Below are 18,700 nucleotides of genomic sequence, written 5' to 3'. Positions count from 1 at the left end.
ACGTCGTCCACGAAGACCACCGCCTTGACCCCGCGTACGGCGCGGCCGAACACGATGTCCAGGACGTCACCGTGGAAGGTCAGCCGCATCGCGTCCCGACCCCGACCGCGGTGGCCGTTGTCGCAGTAGCTGCCGCCGGGAGCGCGACCGTCGACGATCCGCCAGTTGCCCGAACGGAACACCTTGCGACCCTGGCACTCGTGGTTCTTGTTGATCGACGACGGCGCCTTCGAGGTCACCGTGATCTCGGGCTCGCCGGGGGTGGACGGCCCACTCGGTCCCGGTGCAGGAGTGCCAGGACCAGGAGTCCCCGGACCGGGAGTCGTCGGACCGGGAGTCGTCGGACCGGGGCCCGCCGGCGTCTCCGTGATCGTGACTCGCACGGTCGCGGTGTCGGTCAGGCCGCCGGCATCGGAGACGGTGACCACTGCGTCGTACGTCCCGGGCTGGCCGAAGGTGTGTCCGACGACCGCACCCTCGGCATCCTTGGTCGTCCCACCGTTGCCGAAGTCCCACGAGTAGGTCAGCTGACCCGGGGTCTCGGTGTCCGTGCTGCCCGAGGCGTCGAACCGCACCTGGGTGCCCGCCGGGCCGGTGGCCGGCGTGGCAGAGGCGGCAGCGGTCGGGGCCGTGTTGGCGGCGGGTGCGGGCTCGGTGCCGTACCCGTAGTCGAAGTCGCCACAGCCCGAGCCGAGGGTGAACCTGACGTCGCCGGTGAGGTCACCGTCGGCCGCCTGCGGGCCCTCCCCGGCCACGGTGCCGTCGCCGTTCTTGATCATGCGCAGCACGTCGAAGCTGAGGCAGTCGTAGTCGAACTCCCAGTTACCGCTCGGGCTGTTGGGGTCCGCGTAGTTGTCGGTCCAGCCGTCACCGCCGTCGGAGAACGCCGAGTCCCCTGCGGCCGCGGTCCAGGCCGCGTCGTTGAGATTAGGGGTGTTGTTGCCCGGCTCGGGCTGGCTGTCCAGCGGGGACTGCGCCGGCGGGTCGTCGGTGCCGGCATTGCCGTACCCGTGCGCCTCGTCGGTGTAGGCGGTGTAGAAGCCCGAGGCGAACTCCGGGGCGCCGCGGTCGGCCTGTCCGTTGCCGTCCAGGTCGAAGCCGGACCGGTCACGCATCTCGAGGTAGTACGCGTGGTCCGAGGGACCCTCGGCGCCCGCGGCGACGTACTGCCATCCCTGGCTGCAGTCACCGCCAGGTCCGTCGGCCCGGCAACCACCGTTGTAAATGCGCAGGTCCTCCGGCGAGCCGCTGGTCTCGAAGTCGGTGGCGTAGATGACCCGCGTCGAGCCGTTCGGCAGGGTGGCGGTGACCTTCACGTCGTCGATGAACCAGCCCGGGCGGGCGAGACCGGGGTCGGTCGAGTAGCTGAACCGCAGCACGGGGCTGGTGGATCCGGCCAGCTCGGAGATGTCGTAGCTGTCAGCGGCGTAGACCATGTCCGGGGTGTTGCCGGCCTTGCGGTCCAGCGCCTCCGAGCCGGCCTTGTACGAGCCGGAGGTGCCCGTGATGCCGTTGTCGTAGTGCGCCTGGCAGGCGTTCTGGTTGGGGTTGCCGGCGGTCGGGTCGGTGTTGGACGTGGTGTAGCCGTTGGCCGACGGGTTGGAGTTGAACGTGTTGCCGCCATCGGTGGACGTGAGCACGAAGCCGTAGTCGAAGTCCCACTCGATGTCCCACATCGACTTGAAGTCGACCGTCAGCTTCGTGTTCGCGGGCAGCTGTGCCACCTCAGGGATCGCGATGTCGATGTTGTGGCCCTTGCCCGGGTCCTTGGCACACCCGAAGTCGTTGCCGGAGCGCGACCACCAGGTGTGGACCGGCGTCGCTTTGTCCCCGGTGTTGAACTTCGCCGGGTCCAGCAGGATCCGGCCGGGCAGCTTGGCGACGTACATCTGCGAGTTCTGCACGCGACCGACGCCCCCGGCGCCCTCGGTGAGGGTGTACGGCGTGCCGTCCGGCTTCTGCCACATGATGGTGTTGGTGTCCTGCTTGGAGTCCGGGATCTCGGTCTCGGTGCGGGAGGAGTCGAGCACCTCGGGCACCACCCAGCCGAGCTCCTGGCGCCCGTAGGCGTCGATGTGGTGCGACTTGTCGGTCGCCATCAGGTTCCAGTCGCCGTAGGTCTCGCGGCTGCCGGTCGAGTAGAAGTCGGGCAGGCCGAGCGAGTGGCCGTACTCGTGCGAGATCACGCTGGCCGCGTCGATCGCCGTCTCCGGGTTGACGTTGTAGGGCCCGACGCGGACGAAGACCTTGAGGGCATCCGTGCCCGGCGTCGTGGTCATCGTCGAGTAGGTGTTGTTCGTGTACCACAGCGGACGGCCCTCGAGGTCCTTCAGCTGGTCGTCGGTGGTGAAGCCGGGGAGCTGGGTGACGGGGTCGGAGTAGTAGAACTCCAGGCTCGAGGAGTGCGGCCACACGTTGTCGTACGGCGCATCAGGCGTGTTCGTCGTGGGGTTGGGCAGGTCGCAACCGGCCGGGCCGAGCTGCGAGGAGCCGTTGCCGCCGCAGCCGGCGAAGACCGCCATGAAGAAGTCGACCACGCCGTCCTTGTCGGTGTCGTAGTCCGAGTAGTCGATCTCCGGGTCGGCGATCGCGGCAGCGTCGTAGACCATCTTGCCGGTCGGGCCGCAGCCCGAGTCGATGGCCTGCAGGGCGCCGACGCCGCCCAGGGCACCGACAAGCGCCGAGCCGTTGGCGTCCGCACCGTAGTACTGAGTGGTGCCCGGCAGCTGGTAGACGCCATCGCGGATGCGGTCGGGGTAGAGGGGCGTGCCCTGCTCCTCGATCGGGGTGTCGGCGAAGGTGGCGCCGGTGCAGGTCTGCGGCTGGGTCTTGGTGAAGGGGAAGGCGCCCGGGCCACCGGTCTGTGCGTTGCCGGCGTAGGTGAAGCCCCGCGTGTTCCCGGGGGCCGGGCCAACGACGTCAGCCGACGGAACGGTGCCGTCGGGGTAGAGCTGCCCCAGGCTCATCTCCTGGAAAAGGTTGTAGGTCGAGCCCTCGTAGCCCGGGTCGTTGATGACCTTGTCGAGCGAGTTGGCGTGCTCGTTGTAGTCGCGGTCGGTGTAGGCCACCGGGACGACGGGGAACGGCCGGTCGCCGTACCTCGCGGTGTCGAACTCCTCGCCCGGGGGGATGACCTTCGGTCCGTGGCTGGTGACGGTGCCGGTTGCCGTGCCGGCCGTCACCGCGGCCGTCGTGGAGAGGTCACGCCAGACGATGGTGTCGAGCTCCGAGGTCGTGGCTGCCGTGCTCTCGAGCACCAGCGTCGTGGTCGAGTTGGCCGGGACGGTCGGGACGGTCCAGGTGTAGGACGAGGTGCCGTCGGGGGCGATCGCCGAGCCGCTCGTGCCGGCCGGCGCAGTCGCCTTCGTGATGGCAGAACCTGCGGGCGCCGTGACGACCACCTGCACGGCCGTGACCGGCAGGGCACCGTCGTTGCGCAGGATGATCCGCGAGGGGTAGGTGTCGCCCGGCTTGACCCAGCCGACGGCGGAGACGAAGGAGTTCTCCACCTCGAGGCCGCCGATCGAGTCGGTCGAGACGACCGGGCCGTCAGCGGCTGCGGACGACGGCGCCGCAGACGACGCTGCGGACGCGGCAGTGCCGGTGGAGCTGAGCGCGGTGGCGGTCAGCGTCGCGGCGACGAGGGCGGAGACGGCTGCCAGGGCTGGCAGGCGACGACGGAGACGAGACATGGGTTTCCTCGGGGGGCTCGAGACGCATCGGTGGTGCGTCGATGTCGAGGAAACGACGGGAGGAGGGGTGAGGTTACGCACCGGTACTCGCCGGCGTGGCCAGAAATGCCCCGACGCACCAGTGGCGGACCGGCCGAAGCCGATCCGCCACTATGCGGTGCTGTCCGCTCAGGTGGGTCGATCAGTGACCGAGACCGGTCCTGTCGACCTTGCGGTGGAACCGCATGCCGGCCAGGCCACCCAGGAGGGCGCCGATCAGGCTTGCGGCGAGCACGGCCACGGCGGCGATGATGCCGGCGGTGGTCATGGTGCCCTCGTCTAGCGGGATGCGCGGGAAGCTGTTGAGCTCCTTCAACACGTTGAACTCAGCTCCCGCCACGGCGCCGATCACGGCGACGAGGACGGCGATCACGATCGCCCACAGCCACACACCGAGGCCCTGCTTCATCCCGTCGAAGCGAGCCATGCGGCCGGCGACGTAGCCACCGCAGTAGTAGGCCACGAACACGATGACCAGCAGGACGATGCCGCTGACGATGCCGACGGTATCGGCCTGGGAGCTGGCATTGTCCGTGGCCTCGCCGACGGTGGTGTCGGTGGCGAGTCCCACAGCCGTGCCAGCGGCGGCGGCCAGCGCGGTCAGCACGATGGCCATGCCGGTCGCGGTCAGCCAGCCGAAGAAGCACGAGCCGATCTTGAGACCACCGTGCTCCTCCCGCTCGCGGTCGACGACCTCCCGGCGGCCGGGGACGGGGGTGTGCGCCGTCCCCTGCCGGTTCTCATCGTGGAGCGCGTCCGGGTCCACCGCGTGCGACCCCGAGCTGCGCGTCGTGCGGTCCTGATCAGACACGGCGGTCGTCCGTGTCGTTGCCGAGGGAGGTGTCGCCCTCGAGCTCGATCTGCTCCTTGCGGACCTCTTCGTTGACCTGCTGGTGCTCGGTGACGGTCTCCTTGTCGACGCGGACGCGCTCGACCGGGACGGTCTCCTTGTTCACCACGACCTGCTCCTCGGTGAGGACGATGTCGTGCTCCTCGGAGGTGATGTCGCCACCCGACATGGCCTGGTCGACGTTGCCGTCGGTGATCGGCTCACGCTCGAGGCGGACCTCTTCGTGGCTCACCGGCACCGTCGTGGTGACGTTCTCGGTGACGACGTACTTGCGCAGGCGGGCACGGCCGGCCTCGCGCTTCTCGGTGCCGACCTCGACCTGCTCCTCCGAGCGGGTCATCGCCGAGTCCGTGTTGGGGCCCGACGTGTCGTGGCCGGTGTCGCCCGTGGCGGCGTAGGTCTCGCGGTCGTACGACGTGTCGTAGTCAGCGCCACCGATGCCGTAGTAGCGGTAGAGCTCCGCTTCCTCGGTCTCGCTGAGGTGGCTGTCGGCGTCCTCGATCCGCGGGGCGTCCTTGACCTTGTCCTTGTCGTAGGGCACGCGGAGGTCGTTGCCCGTGACCTCGGCCTCGCGCAGGGGGACGAAGGACTCGCCGCCGCCGAACATGCCTGTCTTGACGGTGACCCACTCGGGCTGGCCGGTCTGGTCGTCCAGGTAGACCTGGCCGATGCTGCCGATCTTGCTGCCGTCGTTGTCGACGACGTTGCCGCCACCGGTGAGCAGCTGCTGTGTCTGGTCGGTCGAGATCATGATGATGTTCTCCCTTGGTTGGTTGTGTTTCGAACTGCCGTCAGTCGGTCCTGCTCAGAACTGGCGGGTGCTGCTGTCAGTCGTGCTGTCGTAGTGCTGCGAGGTGATCTCGTAGCTCGTCGAGCCGCCGGCCTGGGTCGTACCCTGCGCGGAAGCCTGCGATGCGGCGTGCTCTGCCTGCCGCGGGATGCTGGGAGCGTTGGCCGCCTGCTCCTTGATGCGGGGAGCTTCCTGCTCGGCCCTGGTGAGGTAGCCCTCCCAGCGGTGCTGCATCGGCTTGATCAGGCCGCCGCCCACGCCGACGACGATGACGCCGACGACAGCCGAGAGGATGGCGATCAGGACTGGGGTCGTGACCGTGGTGGCCACCCCGATCTGGTTAAGGGCCGCGACGACGCCGAGGAACAGGATGAAGACCGACGCGGCGTTGGCCAGCGCCTTTCCGTAGGACAGTCCGCCCAGCGTGTTCTGGATCAGGGTCTTGACTGCTGCGGCGATGGCTGCGGCGACGACCAGGATGATGATGGCCACGATCAGGCTGGGCAGGAAGGTGATGACCTGCGTGATGAGGTCGCTGATCGGGTTGGGGCCGAAGACGCTGAACGCCATCTGCAGGACGAAGAGCGCCAACGTGTAGTAGATCAGCTTGCCCACGACGTCGCTGGCATCCATCTTGGAGTTGGCCATGGCCTTCTTGACTCCGCCCCGCTCGACGGCGCGGTCGAATCCGACCTTCTCGAGCAAGGCGTTGAGGGCCTTGGCCACGAGCTTCGCAACGATCAACCCCACGATCAGGATCACCAGGAACAACACGAGTTTGGGCACGAACTCGGCGATCGTCGTCAAGCCGTTTCTGATTGCAGATTCCATGCGCTTACCTCTTCTGGTCGGGGAGCTCGGTGACCGGGCAGCGCTTCGCCTGCGAAGGGGGAATGGATCTTTTCCGCGACGAATGTGCGGCTCGGTCTCTGCATCGGATCAAGCCCGACGCGAAGTGCTTACGTCGTAAACAAACACCCGCCCACGCGTCGAGGGCAAGGGCGACGCCCCCTTGGGGGTGAGAGGAACACCCGACGTCAGACAGCCCCGAGGGCAGGAGACTCAGGACTCCAGGTGCTCCGTGCGCAGCAGGTTCAACCGCATCATGAGCTCCTCGAGGGCGTCCTCGAACTCCTCGGCAGCGTGGTCCTGGGAGAGCTGGGCGCGCAGCCGCCGCACCGTCGGGTGGGCACGCACGGCGGCGTTGTCACCGGTCCCGTCGTCCAGCACGTCGAGGGGTCCGAGGTCGGCTCCGTGGGTCGACACCTCGAGCAGGAGATGCCCCAGCAGGAAGCTGGTGTAGGCGCGGTAGGCGCCCACCGCGGCCGCGTCGGCGAATCCCTCGTCGACCAGCTCGGCGAGGAAGGTCTCGACCCAGTCAAGGCTGCGCAGGGGCGGGCGCAGCCAAGGCGCCTCGGGCGGTCGGGAGGCCACGAGTGGGAAGGCCTTCGGGTGTTCGAGTGCCACGCGGCGTACGCCATGGGCGAGTCGGACCAGGAAGTCCTGCCAGCCGTCGCGGGGGGAGTCGAGGACGTCGTCGTCGCGCTCCATCCTCTCGACGAGGGTCTCGACGACCGCGTCCAGCAGCTCCTCCTTGCCGGGCACGTAGCGGTAGAGGGCCATGGCCTCGACACCGAGCTCGTTGCCCAGCCGGCGCATGGTCAGCCCCGGGAGTCCGTGCGTGTCGATGAACTCGACAGCTGCGTCGACGATGCGCTCGCGTGACAGCGGCTGCCGGGCGGACAACGGTTCGAGACCGGCCACCGCGCGCAGGTCGACGTCGGGGAGCTCGGGGGCGTGTTCGTCACGGCTGGGCATGACGGACCTCGCTCAGCCGCCGCGAGGCGGACAGCAGGTGCAGCACGGTCATCACGACTCCGATCGTCGTCATCCCCGGGTCCGGGTGACTTCACCGTAGGCGCTCCGGCCCCAGGGCGGGAGGTCAGCGCCCGACATACGACGGCCCGGCGGGATCTCTCCCACCGGGCCATCGTGTCGGTCTCGGTATCGACCGAGAGGCGACCGACTACTCGCCGCGGATGAACTTCTCGAGCTCCGCGCGGCCGATGTCGTCGGGCATCTGCACCGGCGGGCTCTTCATCAGGTAGGTCGACGCGGGGATGATCGGGCCACCCACGCCTCGGTCCATGGCGATCTTCGCGGCGCGCACGGCGTCGATGATGATGCCGGCCGAGTTGGGTGAGTCCCAGACCTCGAGCTTGTACTCCAGGTTGAGCGGGACGTCACCGAAGGCGCGGCCCTCGAGGCGGACGTAGGCCCACTTACGGTCGTCGAGCCAGGCGACGTAGTCGGACGGCCCGATGTGGACATTGCGGTCGCTGATCTTGTCGGCCAGCTCGCCCTTGAGGTTGGACGTCACGGCCTGGGTCTTCGAGACCTTCTTGGACTCCAGCCGCTCGCGCTCAAGCTTGTTCTTGAAGTCCATGTTGCCGCCGACGTTGAGGTGGTAGTTGCGGTCCAACGTCACACCGCGTTCCTAGAACAGCTTCGCCATGACGCGGTGCGTGATGGTGGCGCCGACCTGCGACTTGATGTCGTCACCGACGATCGGGACGCCGGCGTCCTCGAACTTCTTGGCCCACTCCGGGTCCGAGGCGATGAAGACGGGGAGGGCGTTGACGAAGCCGCACCCGGCGTCGATGGCGCACTGGGCGTTGATCTTTTCCGCGTCCTCGGACCCGTCCGGCAGGTAGGAGACGACGACGTCCGCGCGGGCGGCCTTGAGCGCAGCAACGACGTCCACCGGCTCGACCGGGGACTCGTCGATGGTCATGCGGTAGTACTTGCCGAGACCGTCCATGGTCGGGCCACGCTGGACCTCGACACCCACCGTGGGGACGTCGCAGATCTTGATCGTGTTGTTCTCCGAGGCGTTGATGGCCTCCGAGAGGTCCTTGCCGACCTTCTTGTCGTCGACGTCGAAGGCGGCGACGAACTCGACGTCGGAGACGTGGTATTCCCCGAACTTGACGTGCATGAGACCCGGCACGTCAGCGGTCGGGTCGGCGTCCTTGTAGTACTCCACGCCCTGGATGAGGGAGGTGGCGCAGTTGCCCACCCCCACAATTGCTACTCGTACGGACCCCATGGGGCTCTCCTGTCTCTTTTCGGTCTCTGGCCGGACTGGTGGCCTTCTGACCTGGCTCTTGGCTGCTGGCTGTCTGGTTCTTACTGATCGGTGCTGGTGCTGGTGCTGGCCTGGTGCTCGGGCGAGGTCTCGCCTCGCTCGGCTGAGATCAGCTCGGAGAGCCAGCGCACCTCACGCTCGACCGACTCCACCCCGTGCCGCTGAAGCTCTTCTGCATACCTGTTGACCTCGGCCTGCGTGCGCTCGAGATCGGACTGGACGCGAGCGAGCCGCTCCTGGAGACGGGTTCGCCGTCCCTCCAGGACCCGGAGTCGGATCTCCATGTCGGTGCGCCCGAAGAAGGCGAACCGGATGTCGAAGTTGTCGTCCTCCCACGCGGTGGGACCGACTTCCGACATCAGGCGTTCGAACTCGCTGTGCCCGGCCGCAGTGACCTCGTAGACGATCCGCGGGCGTCGGGTGACCGGCGTCGTGGTGGCGACGGCCTCCTTGATGAGGTCGGCGCGGAGCATCTTCTTCAAGGCCGGGTAGAGCGAGCCGTAGGACAGCACTCGTCCCCACCCCAGCATGAGGTTGAGCCGCTTGCGCAGCTCGTAGCCGTGCATGGGTCCCTCGTGCAGCAGTCCGAGGACTGCCAGCTCGATGGTCTCAGCGCGACGTGCCATACGACCTATCGTAGCGATATATCCACGGGACGCTAGTTGAGGCGTTGCTCGGGGTACCGGTCGGCCGCGCGAGTCGAGCGAACGAGGGCCTTCGACGTACCCTTGCGCGCGTGACCAAGCGCAGAGCCGACGGTCGTCCCGTCACCCGCAAGCCGAACAAGCCGAAGAGGACGGCCGGTCAGCGCGCCCGCGGCGTGTTCAAGGCCCTCCTGATCTTCGGACTGGTCGGCCTGCTGCTCGGTGTCGGCCTGTTCGTCGTGCTCTACCAGGCCATCGCCATCCCCCAGCCCGACGAGACGTTCAAGGCGCAGACCACCTTCGTCTACTACAGCGACGGCAAGGACGAGCTCGGCACCTTCTACGACGACCAGAACCGCGAGTCGATCTCGCTCAAGGAGATGCCGCAGTCCATGCAGGACGCGGTCGTCGCCGCCGAGAACCGCACCTTCTGGACCGACCAGGGCATCGACCCGAAGGGCATCCTCCGCGCGGCCTTCTCCAACGCGCGGGGCAACGCCCAGCAGGGCGCGTCGACCATCACCCAGCAGTACGTCAAGATCCTCTACCTCTCCAGCGAGCGCAGTTACACGCGCAAGGCCAAGGAGGCGATCGTCTCGCTCAAGCTGCAGAACCAGCTGAGCAAGACCGAGATCCTCGAGGGCTACCTCAACACCATCTACTTCGGCCGCGGCGCCTACGGCGTGCAGGCGGCGGCGAAGGCCTTCTTCGACAAGGAGGCCAAGGACCTCAGCCTGCGCGAGAGCGCAGTGCTGGCGACCACGCTCAACAACCCCTCTCGCTACGACCCCGCCGACGGCAAGGAATCGCGCCAGGCGCTGAAGGAACGCTTCGGCTACGTCCTCGACGGCATGGCCGACATGGGGACGATCTCGGCGGAGGAGGCCGAGACGGCCGCCAAGCGACTGCCGAAGTTCCCCAAGATCGCGGCGCAGAGCCAGTACGGCGGCCAGCGCGGCCACATGCTGGAGCTCGTCAAGGACGAGCTGCTGCGCCTCGGGTTCGACGATGAGGAGATTGACGGCGGCGGGCTCCGGGTGACCACGACCTTCACGCCTGAGGCGATGGCGGCGGTGGAGAAGGGGGTGCTCGAGCAGCGACCCGAGGGATTCTCCGACTCCCAGCTCCACGTCGGTGCGGCGACCGTCGAGGTCGGCACCGGTGCCCTGCGCGGGTTCTACGGCGGGCAGGACTACCTCGACTCCCAGCTCAACTGGGCCTCGGCCGGTGGCCAGGGTGGCTCGACGATGAAGGTCGCCGCGCTGGTGGCCGCGATCAAGGACGGCTACGAGCTGGAGGACACCTTCGAGGGCAACTCGCCCTACGTGCTGGAGGACGGCACCGACGTCGAGAACCAGGGCGACACCGACTACGGCTCGGCGATCTCGATGATCACCGCGGCCGAGAACTCGGTGAACACCGCCTTCATCGACATGACCATCGGCATGGACGACGGGCCGGAGAAGATCATCGCGGCCGCAGGCGACCTCGGCATCCCGCCGGGTGAGCCCAGCAAGAAGGTCAAGGGCATCCCCAACTCATCGCCCGGGCTGGAGCCGATCACCGGCGTCGCCCTCGGCAACGCGACCGTGAGCCCGATCAACATGGCCAACGCCTACGCCACGATCGCCGGTCAGGGGCAGCGCTCGACGGTGCACGTGATCGAGAAGGTCGTGGACGCCACTGGCGAAGAGCGCTACACATGGAAGAACGACAGCACCCGGACCGTCGACGAAGACATCGCCGCCGACGTCTCCTACTGCCTGCAACAGGTGGTGCAGTCCGGTTCGGGCACGGCGGCGCTCGAGCTCGGTCGGCCGGCGGCCGGCAAGACCGGCACCGCGACCAACGGTGACGGCGAGGTCTCCTCGGCCTGGTTCGCGGGCTACACGCCGCAGATGGCCACCGCTGTGATGTACGTCCGGGGCAAGGGCAACGAGCAGCTCGAGGGCTGGTTGCCGTCCTACTTCGGAGGCGCCTACCCCGCCGAGACGTGGACCGCGATCATGGGGACGCTCATGGAGGGCCTCGAGGTCGAGGACTTCCCGGAGCCCGCGTACGTCGAGGGCGACGCGCCGGACGAGGGGCACGAGGCGTACATCCCGCCGGAGACCACCTCCAACCCGCAGCCCCAGCCGCAGCCCACGCGGAAGCCCACCAAGTCGGCGACCATCACCGCCGAGCCGAGCCCGACGCAGACGGAGACCGTGACGCCGACCCCGACTCCCACTCCCGCTCCGACCCCGGTCCCGCCGCCGACCGAGACCCCGACCGAGACGATCCCGGTGCCGCCGCCGACGACCCCCCCTCCCTCGGAGACGACTCCACCACCGTCCAGCCCGGCCGCCCGGGCGGCACACCGCCAGCGCGCGCTGCGCTGAGATCGACCGACTCGGGTGGGATCACCGGACGGTGAAACCGTGACGGCGCACAACCACCGGCCGTCCGGCGCGCTCGAGGCTCAGGTGGCACCCAGTCGCGAGGACCCGGTGGTCCGTTCGGTCAGTGAGGCCGTCGGCGGTCCGCTCGGCGACCACGCCGGACGTCACCCCTGGTGGACCCCGCTGCGCGTGGTGCTGCTCCTGGCGTCCGTGGCGATGTCGCTGGGCATCCTGGCCAAGGCGCCCTGCCTCGACACGGCCGGCGGCTCCGGGACCGGGCGCTACACCGCGCTCTGCTGGACCGACACCTCGACGGCCTACGTGCAGCACGGCCATGCCGAGGGTTACTGGCCCTTCACCGACGACGCGCAGGTGCGTGCGCGCTACTCCCCGGGCTGGGTGCCGCCGCTGCCGGCGTACGTCGCATTCGTCACCCAGCGCATCACGGCCGTGGCCAGTGGCTCACCCGACCTCGACGAACGGGCGCGGCTCCCCGTGAGCGAGGTCGTCACGCGCCCGGAGGTGCTGCGCGAGGCGCGGATCTTCACCTTGGTCAATGCCGTGCTGCTGGCCGCCGCGGGACTGCTCGCGGCCGGCCTGCTGACGCGGCTGCGCCGTCGCCGGCCGTGGGACGCCGCGGCCTTCGCCGCCGCTCCTGTGCTCGTGCTCTTCTTCCCCATCACCTGGGACCTGCTGGCGGCCGCCGCCGTGGCGGGCGCTCTGTGGGCCTGGGCCCAGCAGCGACCCGCCGCGACCGGGCTCGCCATCGGGCTCGGCGCGGCCACCTCGCCCTTCGTGGCGCTGCTGCTCGTCCCGGCACTCGCGCTGCACCTGCGTCATCGACGTCCTCGCGAGGCAGGCACCCTCGCCGCCGTCGCGGTCGCCACGTGGTCGGCCCTGATGGCGCCCGCGCTGCTGAGCTCGCCGCCGGCGTGGCAGACGTCCTGGCGGGGGTTCTTCCACGGCGCCGACATCGGTTCCAGCTGGCTGCTGGTGAGCCAGGTGCTCGGCTGGAACCCGTCGCCAACGGTGATGGTCGCGGTGACGGCGGCCGGACTGTTGCTCGCCGGCGCCGTGGTGGTGGGGCTGGCCTGGCGGACGCGGTGGTCCTTCGCGAGCCTCGGCACGCTGCTGATCGCCCCGGCCCTGATCCTCAGCCCCGCCTCGGCGCCGTCCTACGCCCTGGTGCTCCTGCCTCTCGCTGTGGCCGCCGTGCGGTCATGGAGCCACCTGCTCATCTGGCAGGGGTGCGAGGTCGTCCACTGGGCCCTGCTCGGCTTCTACCTCGGTGGCGCCCTGGCCCCGGCTGGTGGCGGAGAGGCGCGGGCCTACTGGTGGGCCGTCGCGATGCGCATCGGCGGGCTCGTGTGGCTGGTCGCGGCGACGAGGAGGCACGCCGACGATCCCGACTCAGCTGATGTCGACCCGGTCGAAGGTGGTCGCAGTGAAGCGGACCCGGACCTCGATGTCCTCGCCCACACCGGGCACGCGCGCGCCTGAGGGCAGGAACAGCATCGAGGCCTGCATGTGCGGTGGCTCGGCGAAGAGCCGCTGCTTGCCGTCGATCGCGAACGGCGAACGCACCAGACCGACGACGTCCATGCCGCTGCGGGCGATGGTGGCAGCCCTGCTCCTGAGTGACTGGTCGCCGCTCGGCGCCTCCAGCCCGATGCCGTGCGCCGTACCGCCACTCACGATCAGAAGGTGGCCGCTCTTCGGCATCGAGCGCCCGCGATAGCCGAACGCCTCCCCACGCTCGAGGGGGTGGACGTCGAGCACGGTGGCAGTGACGCTGAGGGCGGTCCGGTCGCCGAGCCACAGGTCGGTGCCGACGCGGGGGCGGATGACGAAGTCGGGGAAGGACGAGCGGAGCCGGGTGAGCTCACCGATCGTCAGGTGGCTGACGAAGACCGTGCGCGTCGGGAGCCCGGTGGAGACCACGTCGTTGAGGAGGCGTTCCACCTCCCCGACGTGGGAGGCGGTGTTGAGGGGTAGGTGCATCGAGACGCCGACCAGTCCCGCGAGCCGCCGGTCGTCCAGCACGCGGGCGGCCTCGACCAGCTCGCGCCGCGTCATGCCGTGCCGCCGCATCGAGGTGAGCTGCTCCAGCACGAAACGGGCGTCGGGCTTGCGCTCGGTCAGGTCCCGCACGTCCTCGGTCCTGCTGACGGTGTGGATCACGCGGTTCGACAAGGTCTCCGAGACGTCGAGCGCCGCGCCCAGGGGACGCCACGGCGTGAGGACCTGGAGGTCGCCGGAGAACCGGTCGGCTGCCTGCGCGAGCTCGAGGTAGGTGCCGAGCGCCAGCACGTCGATGCCTGTGCCTGTCTGCTCCGACTGGGTGGTCAGCCACTCGCACCGGCGTGCCAGGGAGCCGATGCCGAAGCCGTAGCCGTTGCCCTTGGCCACCGGCACGATGCCTGGCCGCGCGCTGACGGTGTGGAGGAGGTGCTGGCGCCAGCGGTCGCCGTCCACGCACAGTCGCAGGCTCATGAGCGGCGCGCCATGTAGAGGTCGAACGCCTTGTAGATCGCCCGGTTGAGCGGGAGGTCCCACTCGCCGACGTACTCGACGGCCTCACCGCCCGTCCCGACCTTGAACTGGATGAGCCCCACGTGGGGGTCGTCGGGGTCCAGGGTGTCGGTGATGCCGCGGAGGTCGTACACCTCGGCCCCGTTGGCCATGGCGTGGCGGATCATCTCCCACTGGACGGCGTTGGAGCCGCGGACCTCGCGCTTCTCGGTGGAGCTGGCGCCGTAGGAGTACCACGCGTGCGTACCGACCTGGATGCCGATCGTGCTCGCGACGAGGTCCCCCTCGTGACGAGCCAGCCACAGCGTGATCCGGCCGGCTGCCTCGTCGTTGAGTGCGTCGTACATCGTCTGGAAGTAGCCGAGCGGGCGCGGCGTGAAGTGGTCACGCTCGGCGGTGTGGACGTAGAGGTCGTGGAAGGCCTTCAGGTCGGCGCGCGTGCCCTGCTCGACGACCACACCCTCCTTGGCAGCCTTCTTGATGTTGCGTCGCCAGAGCTGGTTCATCCCCTTGAGGACGCCGTCCTCGGTCCGGGGAACCACGGTGTCCCCGGCAGGCTCGGTCAGGGCGATCACAAAGTTGTACTTCGGCTGGCCGGCCGCGAAGCCACCCTCAGCTCCCTGGGGACGCCAGCCGAGCTCGTGGAGCTGGGCGACGACTGCCGCGCCGTCACGTGATCGCTCGAGCGGAGGCACGTCGGTCAGGCGGCGGACTGCGTCGTCTGCGATGCCAGCCTTGACCTGCGCTGCGCTCCACCGACGCGTGATGACGGGCGGCCCCATGCGTACGCCGAAGGCCCCCTGCAACTTCGCGTGGGCAGCCAGCGGCTCGAGCCAGGTGCCGAGCTCGTCGTCGGTCCAGTCGATGACCGGACCCTCGGGCAGGTAGGCAAGGAAGCGCTTGACCTTGGGCAGCTGGCGGTACAGCACGAGCGCGGCACCGACCAGCTCGTCGTCGCGGAACCAGCCCAGCGACTCGGCGCGCCACTCCGGCTTGACCTTCGCCCAGCCGGGCGTCTGGAGGAAGCTGGCGCTGGACCTGGCCGCGATGAACCGGGAGTGCTCAGCCGTCGTGATGGTGCGGATCGTGACGGGTGCCGTGCCGGAGGTGCTCACGCGGCGAGGCTATCCGAGACGCCGGAAAGCAGGCTGGTGGCGGTCTGGGCCACGAATGACTAGAAGTCATCCCTCCCCTGAGGGCTAGGTGGCATGACTTCGGGGATCCGTCGTTCTTGCTGTCAACGACGACACGCACGGCGAGCCCGATCTCGAGGGGCGTTCGACACCGCAGTCCGTCGAAACGCTTGGTCCACGAGGGACCAGGCCTCTTTTGAGGGAGTAAGAGAACGAGCGCCAACCTGGATCGACGTCACATCCGACTCGCCGCCGCAGCCGTCCTCTCGCTCGGCCTACTAGAGCAGTGTCATCGTGACCGCCGACCCGGTGGTCACGGCCGGCTGATCGCGCTCAGAGGCGCTCGCGCAGCCAGTCGGCGTCGGCCCGGTGCTCGGCCGTCGCCCCAGGTGTCTCCAGGACGACGGGCGCTCCCGCCTCGCGGACGACCGCGGCCAGCAGGTCGGCGTCGATGCGTCCCGCCCCGAGGTTGGCGTGCCGGTCTGCACCGGAGTCGAAGTCGTCGCGACTGTCGTTGCAGTGCACCAGGTCGATGCGTCCGGTGATCGCCAGGACGTCGCCGACCACGGTCTCGAGCGCGTTGCCGCCTGCGTGGGCGTGGCACGTGTCGAGGCAGAAGCCGACCATGTCGGCCTGTTCGCAGGCGCTGATGGCGTCGAAGACACCGGCGATCCGCTCGAGGTAGCGCGTCATGGCGTTGTCGCCGCCGGCGGTGTTCTCGATCAGCAGCGGGATCTTCAGGTCGGTCGCGTCGATGGCCTTGCGCCAATTGTCGAACCCGACGCTCGGGTCGTCGCCCTTGTTGACGTGCCCGCCGTGCACGATCAGGCCCTTGGCCCCGATCTCGGCCGCGGCGTCGACGTGCTGCTGGAGGAGCTTGCGGCTGGGGATCCGGATGCGGTTGTTGGTCGTCGCGACGATGACGATGTAGGGCGCGTGCACGTAGAGCGCGACCCCCGCCTCCGCCGCCGCCGCCCGGAGCGCTGCTGCGCCACCGGCGTATGCGACCTCGGGGCCCTTGAAGCCCTGCGGGTCGCCGAGGAAGAACTGCACCAGCGGAGCGCGACGCGACTGCGCCTCGCGGACCGGGTCGGACTGAGCGACGTGGGCACCGATGGCGAGCGAGGCGGTCTGGTCGGCGGTGGGACTCATGGCACAGACGTTAGAGGAGTACGCCGACAGCGACCGTCGCGCAGACGGCCACGATCGCCGCGCAGGCCGCAACGGCGCTCCAGGCGAGCCAGTCGACCGGCTGCCGCGGCGAGGGATGCCGGTCGAGGACGGGTGGGCCGGGCTCGAAGGGGACGGCCAGCCGCCGGAGCAGGCGCAGCGCCGCCTCCGCGGACGCCAGCCGCTGCTCGGGGTCGGTCACCAGCAGGCGTTCGAGCAGCGGTCGTAGCGGACCCGACCCGATCCGACCCTGGCGTTCGGGCGGCAACCCGGTCAGCAGCTCCAGACCGACGCGGCCCACGGCGTAGAGGTCCTGGGCCGGGTCCGGCACGGCGCCGCGGGCCTGCTCGGGGGCCATGTAGCCGTCGGTGCCGATGGCCCCAGGGACCGTGGTGTAGCGAGCGTCGGCGATCGGGGCCGCGACCCCGAAGTCGGCAAGACGCACGTGTGGTCGGTCGTGACCTGTGGCGTCGAGCAGCAGGTTGGCGGGTTTGACGTCGCGGTGGACCAGCCCCGCTGCGTGCACCGCGGCCAGGCCCTGCAGGAGCTGCTCGAGCAACGCAGCGGCGTACCCGACGGGGAGCGGGCCGTGCGCGTCGAGCACGTCACGCACCGAGCCACCCGTGACGAGGTCCATCGCGAGGACCACGGTGTCGTCCTCGGCGGCCCACCCGGTCGGCGCGACCACATGGGGGTGACGGATCCGGACCGCCTGCTCGCGGACGAACCTCAGGAGGAGCGCCGCGCTGTGCTGCCCGAGCACCTTGACGGCGACGACCTGGCCCGTGCGCACATCGCGTGCCCGCCACACCGACCCCATCCCACCGGTGCCGATCTGGTCGAGCATCGCGTAGCGGCCGGCGATCACGGTGCGGTGGCGAGGGCGGGACACCGGCTGGGACACGGGGGCCGATCGCATGGGACTGACGCTAGCGGCGACGAGTGGTACGCGCGTCCGTTCATCCACAGCCTGCCGGGCGGCGCCCGGTCCTGCCGCTGATTGAGCCATCGCGTGCGGCGCTGTTAACCTTGCCCGTCGCCCCCTCTCCGTTGGGGGCATCCTCCTGCCACGGAACGTCCGTGGCCGCCCTTAGTCCGAAGGAGGTAGACACGCATGACGCGTGCCTACGAAGTCATGGTGATCCTCGACCCCAGTCTCGAGGAGCGCACCATCGAGCCGTCGCTCGACAAGTACCTCAACGTCATCCGCAAGGACGGCGGCAGCGTCGACAAGGTCGACGTCTGGGGTCGCCGTCGTCTGGCCTACGAGGTCAAGAAGAACGCCGAAGGCATCTACGTGGTCATCTCGCTGCAGGCCGAGCCGGCCACGGTCAAGGAGTTCGACCGCCAGCTCACGCTCAACGAGTCGATCCTGCGTACGAAGGTCCTGCGTCCCGACGCCAAGTGAGACGTGCCCGCAAGGGCGCTCTCGAGGACCCTCGGGAAACAACTGTCGGTGCCGCCCGCCATGGTGGCCACCGACATCACTGATCAGCTGACTTCTAGGGAGACCTGACATGGCAGGCGAGACGATCATCACCGTCGTCGGCAACCTCGTCGACGACCCGGAGCTGCGCTTCACCCCCTCGGGGGCCGCCGTGGCGAACTTCCGGATCGCGTCGACTCCGCGCACCTTCGACAAGCAGAGCAACGAGTGGAAGGACGGCGACGCGCTGTTCCTGTCCTGCTCGGTGTGGCGCCAGGCTGCTGAGAACGTCGCGGAGTCCCTGCAGCGCGGCATGCGTGTCGTCGTGCAAGGTCGCCTCAAGTCCCGTCAGTACGAGACCCGCGAGGGTGAGAAGCGCACCGTCTTCGAGATCGAGGTCGAAGAGGTCGGACCGTCGCTGAAGTACGCCACGGCCAAGGTCACCCGCGCCAACCGCTCCGGCGGTGGCGGCGGCGGTGGCTTCGGTGGTGGCGCTGCCGGCGGCTCCGCGGGTGGGGCTCCGGCCGACGACCCGTGGGCCACGCCCGCTCCCCAGCAGGGCGGCGGCTACGGCGGGCAGCAGGGCGGTGGCAACCAGGGAGCCTCCTCCGCGCCCGCCAACGATCCATGGGGTGCCCCCGGCGTCGGGGGCGGCTCGGACGAGCCCCCGTTCTGATCGTCCCCGACTGGTCACACAGTCCTGCACAGACGTTTCAAACCAACCGAATACAACCTCAACCATTCCGCCCCTGTCCTACGACCGGGCCGGGCTTCTAGAAAGGGAGCACCACAATGGCCAAGGCAGTGATTCGCAAGCCGAAGAAGAAGGTTTGCCAGTTCTGCAAGGAGAAGGCGACTGGTGTCGACTACAAGGACACCACCCTGCTCCGGAAGT

The 18,700-nt window shown here is 69.1% G+C and carries 14 protein-coding genes and 2 pseudogenes; 5 read left to right on the top strand and 11 right to left on the bottom strand.

Annotated features, from left to right (window positions below; translation table 11 throughout):
- The 7 genes and pseudogenes from JWN68_RS05695 to JWN68_RS05665 all read right to left on the bottom strand — a co-directional run.
- The coding region (locus tag JWN68_RS05695) for a PKD domain-containing protein (RefSeq protein ID WP_297735942.1) at nucleotides 1-3,692 on the bottom strand (3,692 nt) is incomplete at its 3' end.
- Between the two features lie 181 nt (nucleotides 3,693-3,873).
- On the bottom strand, nucleotides 3,874-4,542 hold the full coding sequence (locus JWN68_RS05690; RefSeq protein ID WP_297735939.1) for a hypothetical protein: 669 nt from the start codon (nucleotides 4,540-4,542) through the stop codon (nucleotides 3,874-3,876).
- Nucleotides 4,535-5,332 (bottom strand): PRC and DUF2382 domain-containing protein, encoded by a 798-nt coding sequence (locus JWN68_RS05685; protein WP_297735936.1) that lies wholly within the window; start codon nucleotides 5,330-5,332, stop codon nucleotides 4,535-4,537. Before JWN68_RS05685 ends, JWN68_RS05690 begins: the two co-directional genes overlap by 8 nt.
- Before the next feature lie 54 nt (nucleotides 5,333-5,386).
- Nucleotides 5,387-6,202 (bottom strand): hypothetical protein, encoded by an 816-nt coding sequence (locus JWN68_RS05680; RefSeq protein ID WP_297735934.1) that lies wholly within the window; start codon nucleotides 6,200-6,202, stop codon nucleotides 5,387-5,389.
- Nucleotides 6,203-6,433: 231 nt separating this feature from the next.
- The gene (locus JWN68_RS05675; protein WP_297735931.1) at nucleotides 6,434-7,189 is read right to left on the bottom strand and encodes a TetR family transcriptional regulator; all 756 of its coding nucleotides are present in this window, start codon (nucleotides 7,187-7,189) and stop codon (nucleotides 6,434-6,436) included.
- A gap of 208 nt (nucleotides 7,190-7,397) precedes the next feature.
- Nucleotides 7,398-8,480 (bottom strand): annotated as a pseudogene (locus JWN68_RS05670) (inositol-3-phosphate synthase).
- Nucleotides 8,481-8,560: 80 nt separating this feature from the next.
- Nucleotides 8,561-9,145 (bottom strand): PadR family transcriptional regulator, encoded by a 585-nt coding sequence (locus JWN68_RS05665; RefSeq protein ID WP_297735929.1) that lies wholly within the window; start codon nucleotides 9,143-9,145, stop codon nucleotides 8,561-8,563.
- A gap of 110 nt (nucleotides 9,146-9,255) precedes the next feature.
- Here JWN68_RS05665 and JWN68_RS05660 point away from each other — a divergent pair, with 110 nt between their 5' ends.
- Nucleotides 9,256-11,544, top strand: a complete 2,289-nt coding sequence (locus JWN68_RS05660; RefSeq protein WP_297735925.1) for a transglycosylase domain-containing protein — start codon at nucleotides 9,256-9,258, stop codon at nucleotides 11,542-11,544.
- Nucleotides 11,545-11,583: 39 nt separating this feature from the next.
- Nucleotides 11,584-13,044, top strand: a complete 1,461-nt coding sequence (locus tag JWN68_RS05655; protein WP_297735922.1) for a glycosyltransferase 87 family protein — start codon at nucleotides 11,584-11,586, stop codon at nucleotides 13,042-13,044.
- Here JWN68_RS05655 and JWN68_RS05650 read toward each other — a convergent pair.
- The 4 genes from JWN68_RS05650 to JWN68_RS05635 all read right to left on the bottom strand — a co-directional run bounded on the left by JWN68_RS05650 (nucleotide 12,955) and on the right by JWN68_RS05635 (nucleotide 17,298).
- The gene (locus JWN68_RS05650) at nucleotides 12,955-14,037 is read right to left on the bottom strand and encodes an alanine racemase (RefSeq protein ID WP_297735920.1); all 1,083 of its coding nucleotides are present in this window, start codon (nucleotides 14,035-14,037) and stop codon (nucleotides 12,955-12,957) included. The genes JWN68_RS05655 and JWN68_RS05650 overlap by 90 nt on opposite strands.
- Nucleotides 14,034-15,191 (bottom strand): peptidoglycan bridge formation glycyltransferase FemA/FemB family protein, encoded by a 1,158-nt coding sequence (locus JWN68_RS05645; protein WP_297735917.1) that lies wholly within the window; start codon nucleotides 15,189-15,191, stop codon nucleotides 14,034-14,036. The genes JWN68_RS05650 and JWN68_RS05645 overlap by 4 nt, the downstream gene beginning before the upstream one ends.
- 351 nt (nucleotides 15,192-15,542) lie before the next feature.
- Nucleotides 15,543-16,361: a deoxyribonuclease IV gene (locus JWN68_RS05640; protein ID WP_297735914.1), complete on the bottom strand. Its 819-nt coding sequence runs from the start codon at nucleotides 16,359-16,361 to the stop codon at nucleotides 15,543-15,545.
- A gap of 10 nt (nucleotides 16,362-16,371) precedes the next feature.
- On the bottom strand, nucleotides 16,372-17,298 hold the full coding sequence (locus JWN68_RS05635; protein ID WP_297735912.1) for a serine/threonine-protein kinase: 927 nt from the start codon (nucleotides 17,296-17,298) through the stop codon (nucleotides 16,372-16,374).
- Between the two features lie 195 nt (nucleotides 17,299-17,493).
- Between JWN68_RS05635 and rpsF the strand changes: the two genes are divergently transcribed.
- The 3 genes and pseudogenes from rpsF to JWN68_RS05620 all read left to right on the top strand — a co-directional run.
- A complete protein-coding gene (gene rpsF, locus JWN68_RS05630; RefSeq protein ID WP_297735909.1) occupies nucleotides 17,494-17,787 on the top strand; it encodes a 30S ribosomal protein S6 in 294 nt (97 codons plus the stop codon).
- Nucleotides 17,788-17,896: 109 nt separating this feature from the next.
- Nucleotides 17,897-18,481, top strand: a complete 585-nt coding sequence (locus JWN68_RS05625; protein ID WP_297735906.1) for a single-stranded DNA-binding protein — start codon at nucleotides 17,897-17,899, stop codon at nucleotides 18,479-18,481.
- 116 nt (nucleotides 18,482-18,597) lie between these two features.
- Nucleotides 18,598-18,700 (top strand): annotated as a pseudogene (locus tag JWN68_RS05620) (30S ribosomal protein S18); the annotation flags it as partial.

This window comes from Nocardioides sp. (assembly GCF_025964975.1).
Taxonomy (GTDB): domain Bacteria; phylum Actinomycetota; class Actinomycetes; order Propionibacteriales; family Nocardioidaceae; genus Nocardioides.
Note: the sequence above shows the minus strand (reverse complement) of the source record. Positions and strands in the feature narration are given on the sequence as shown.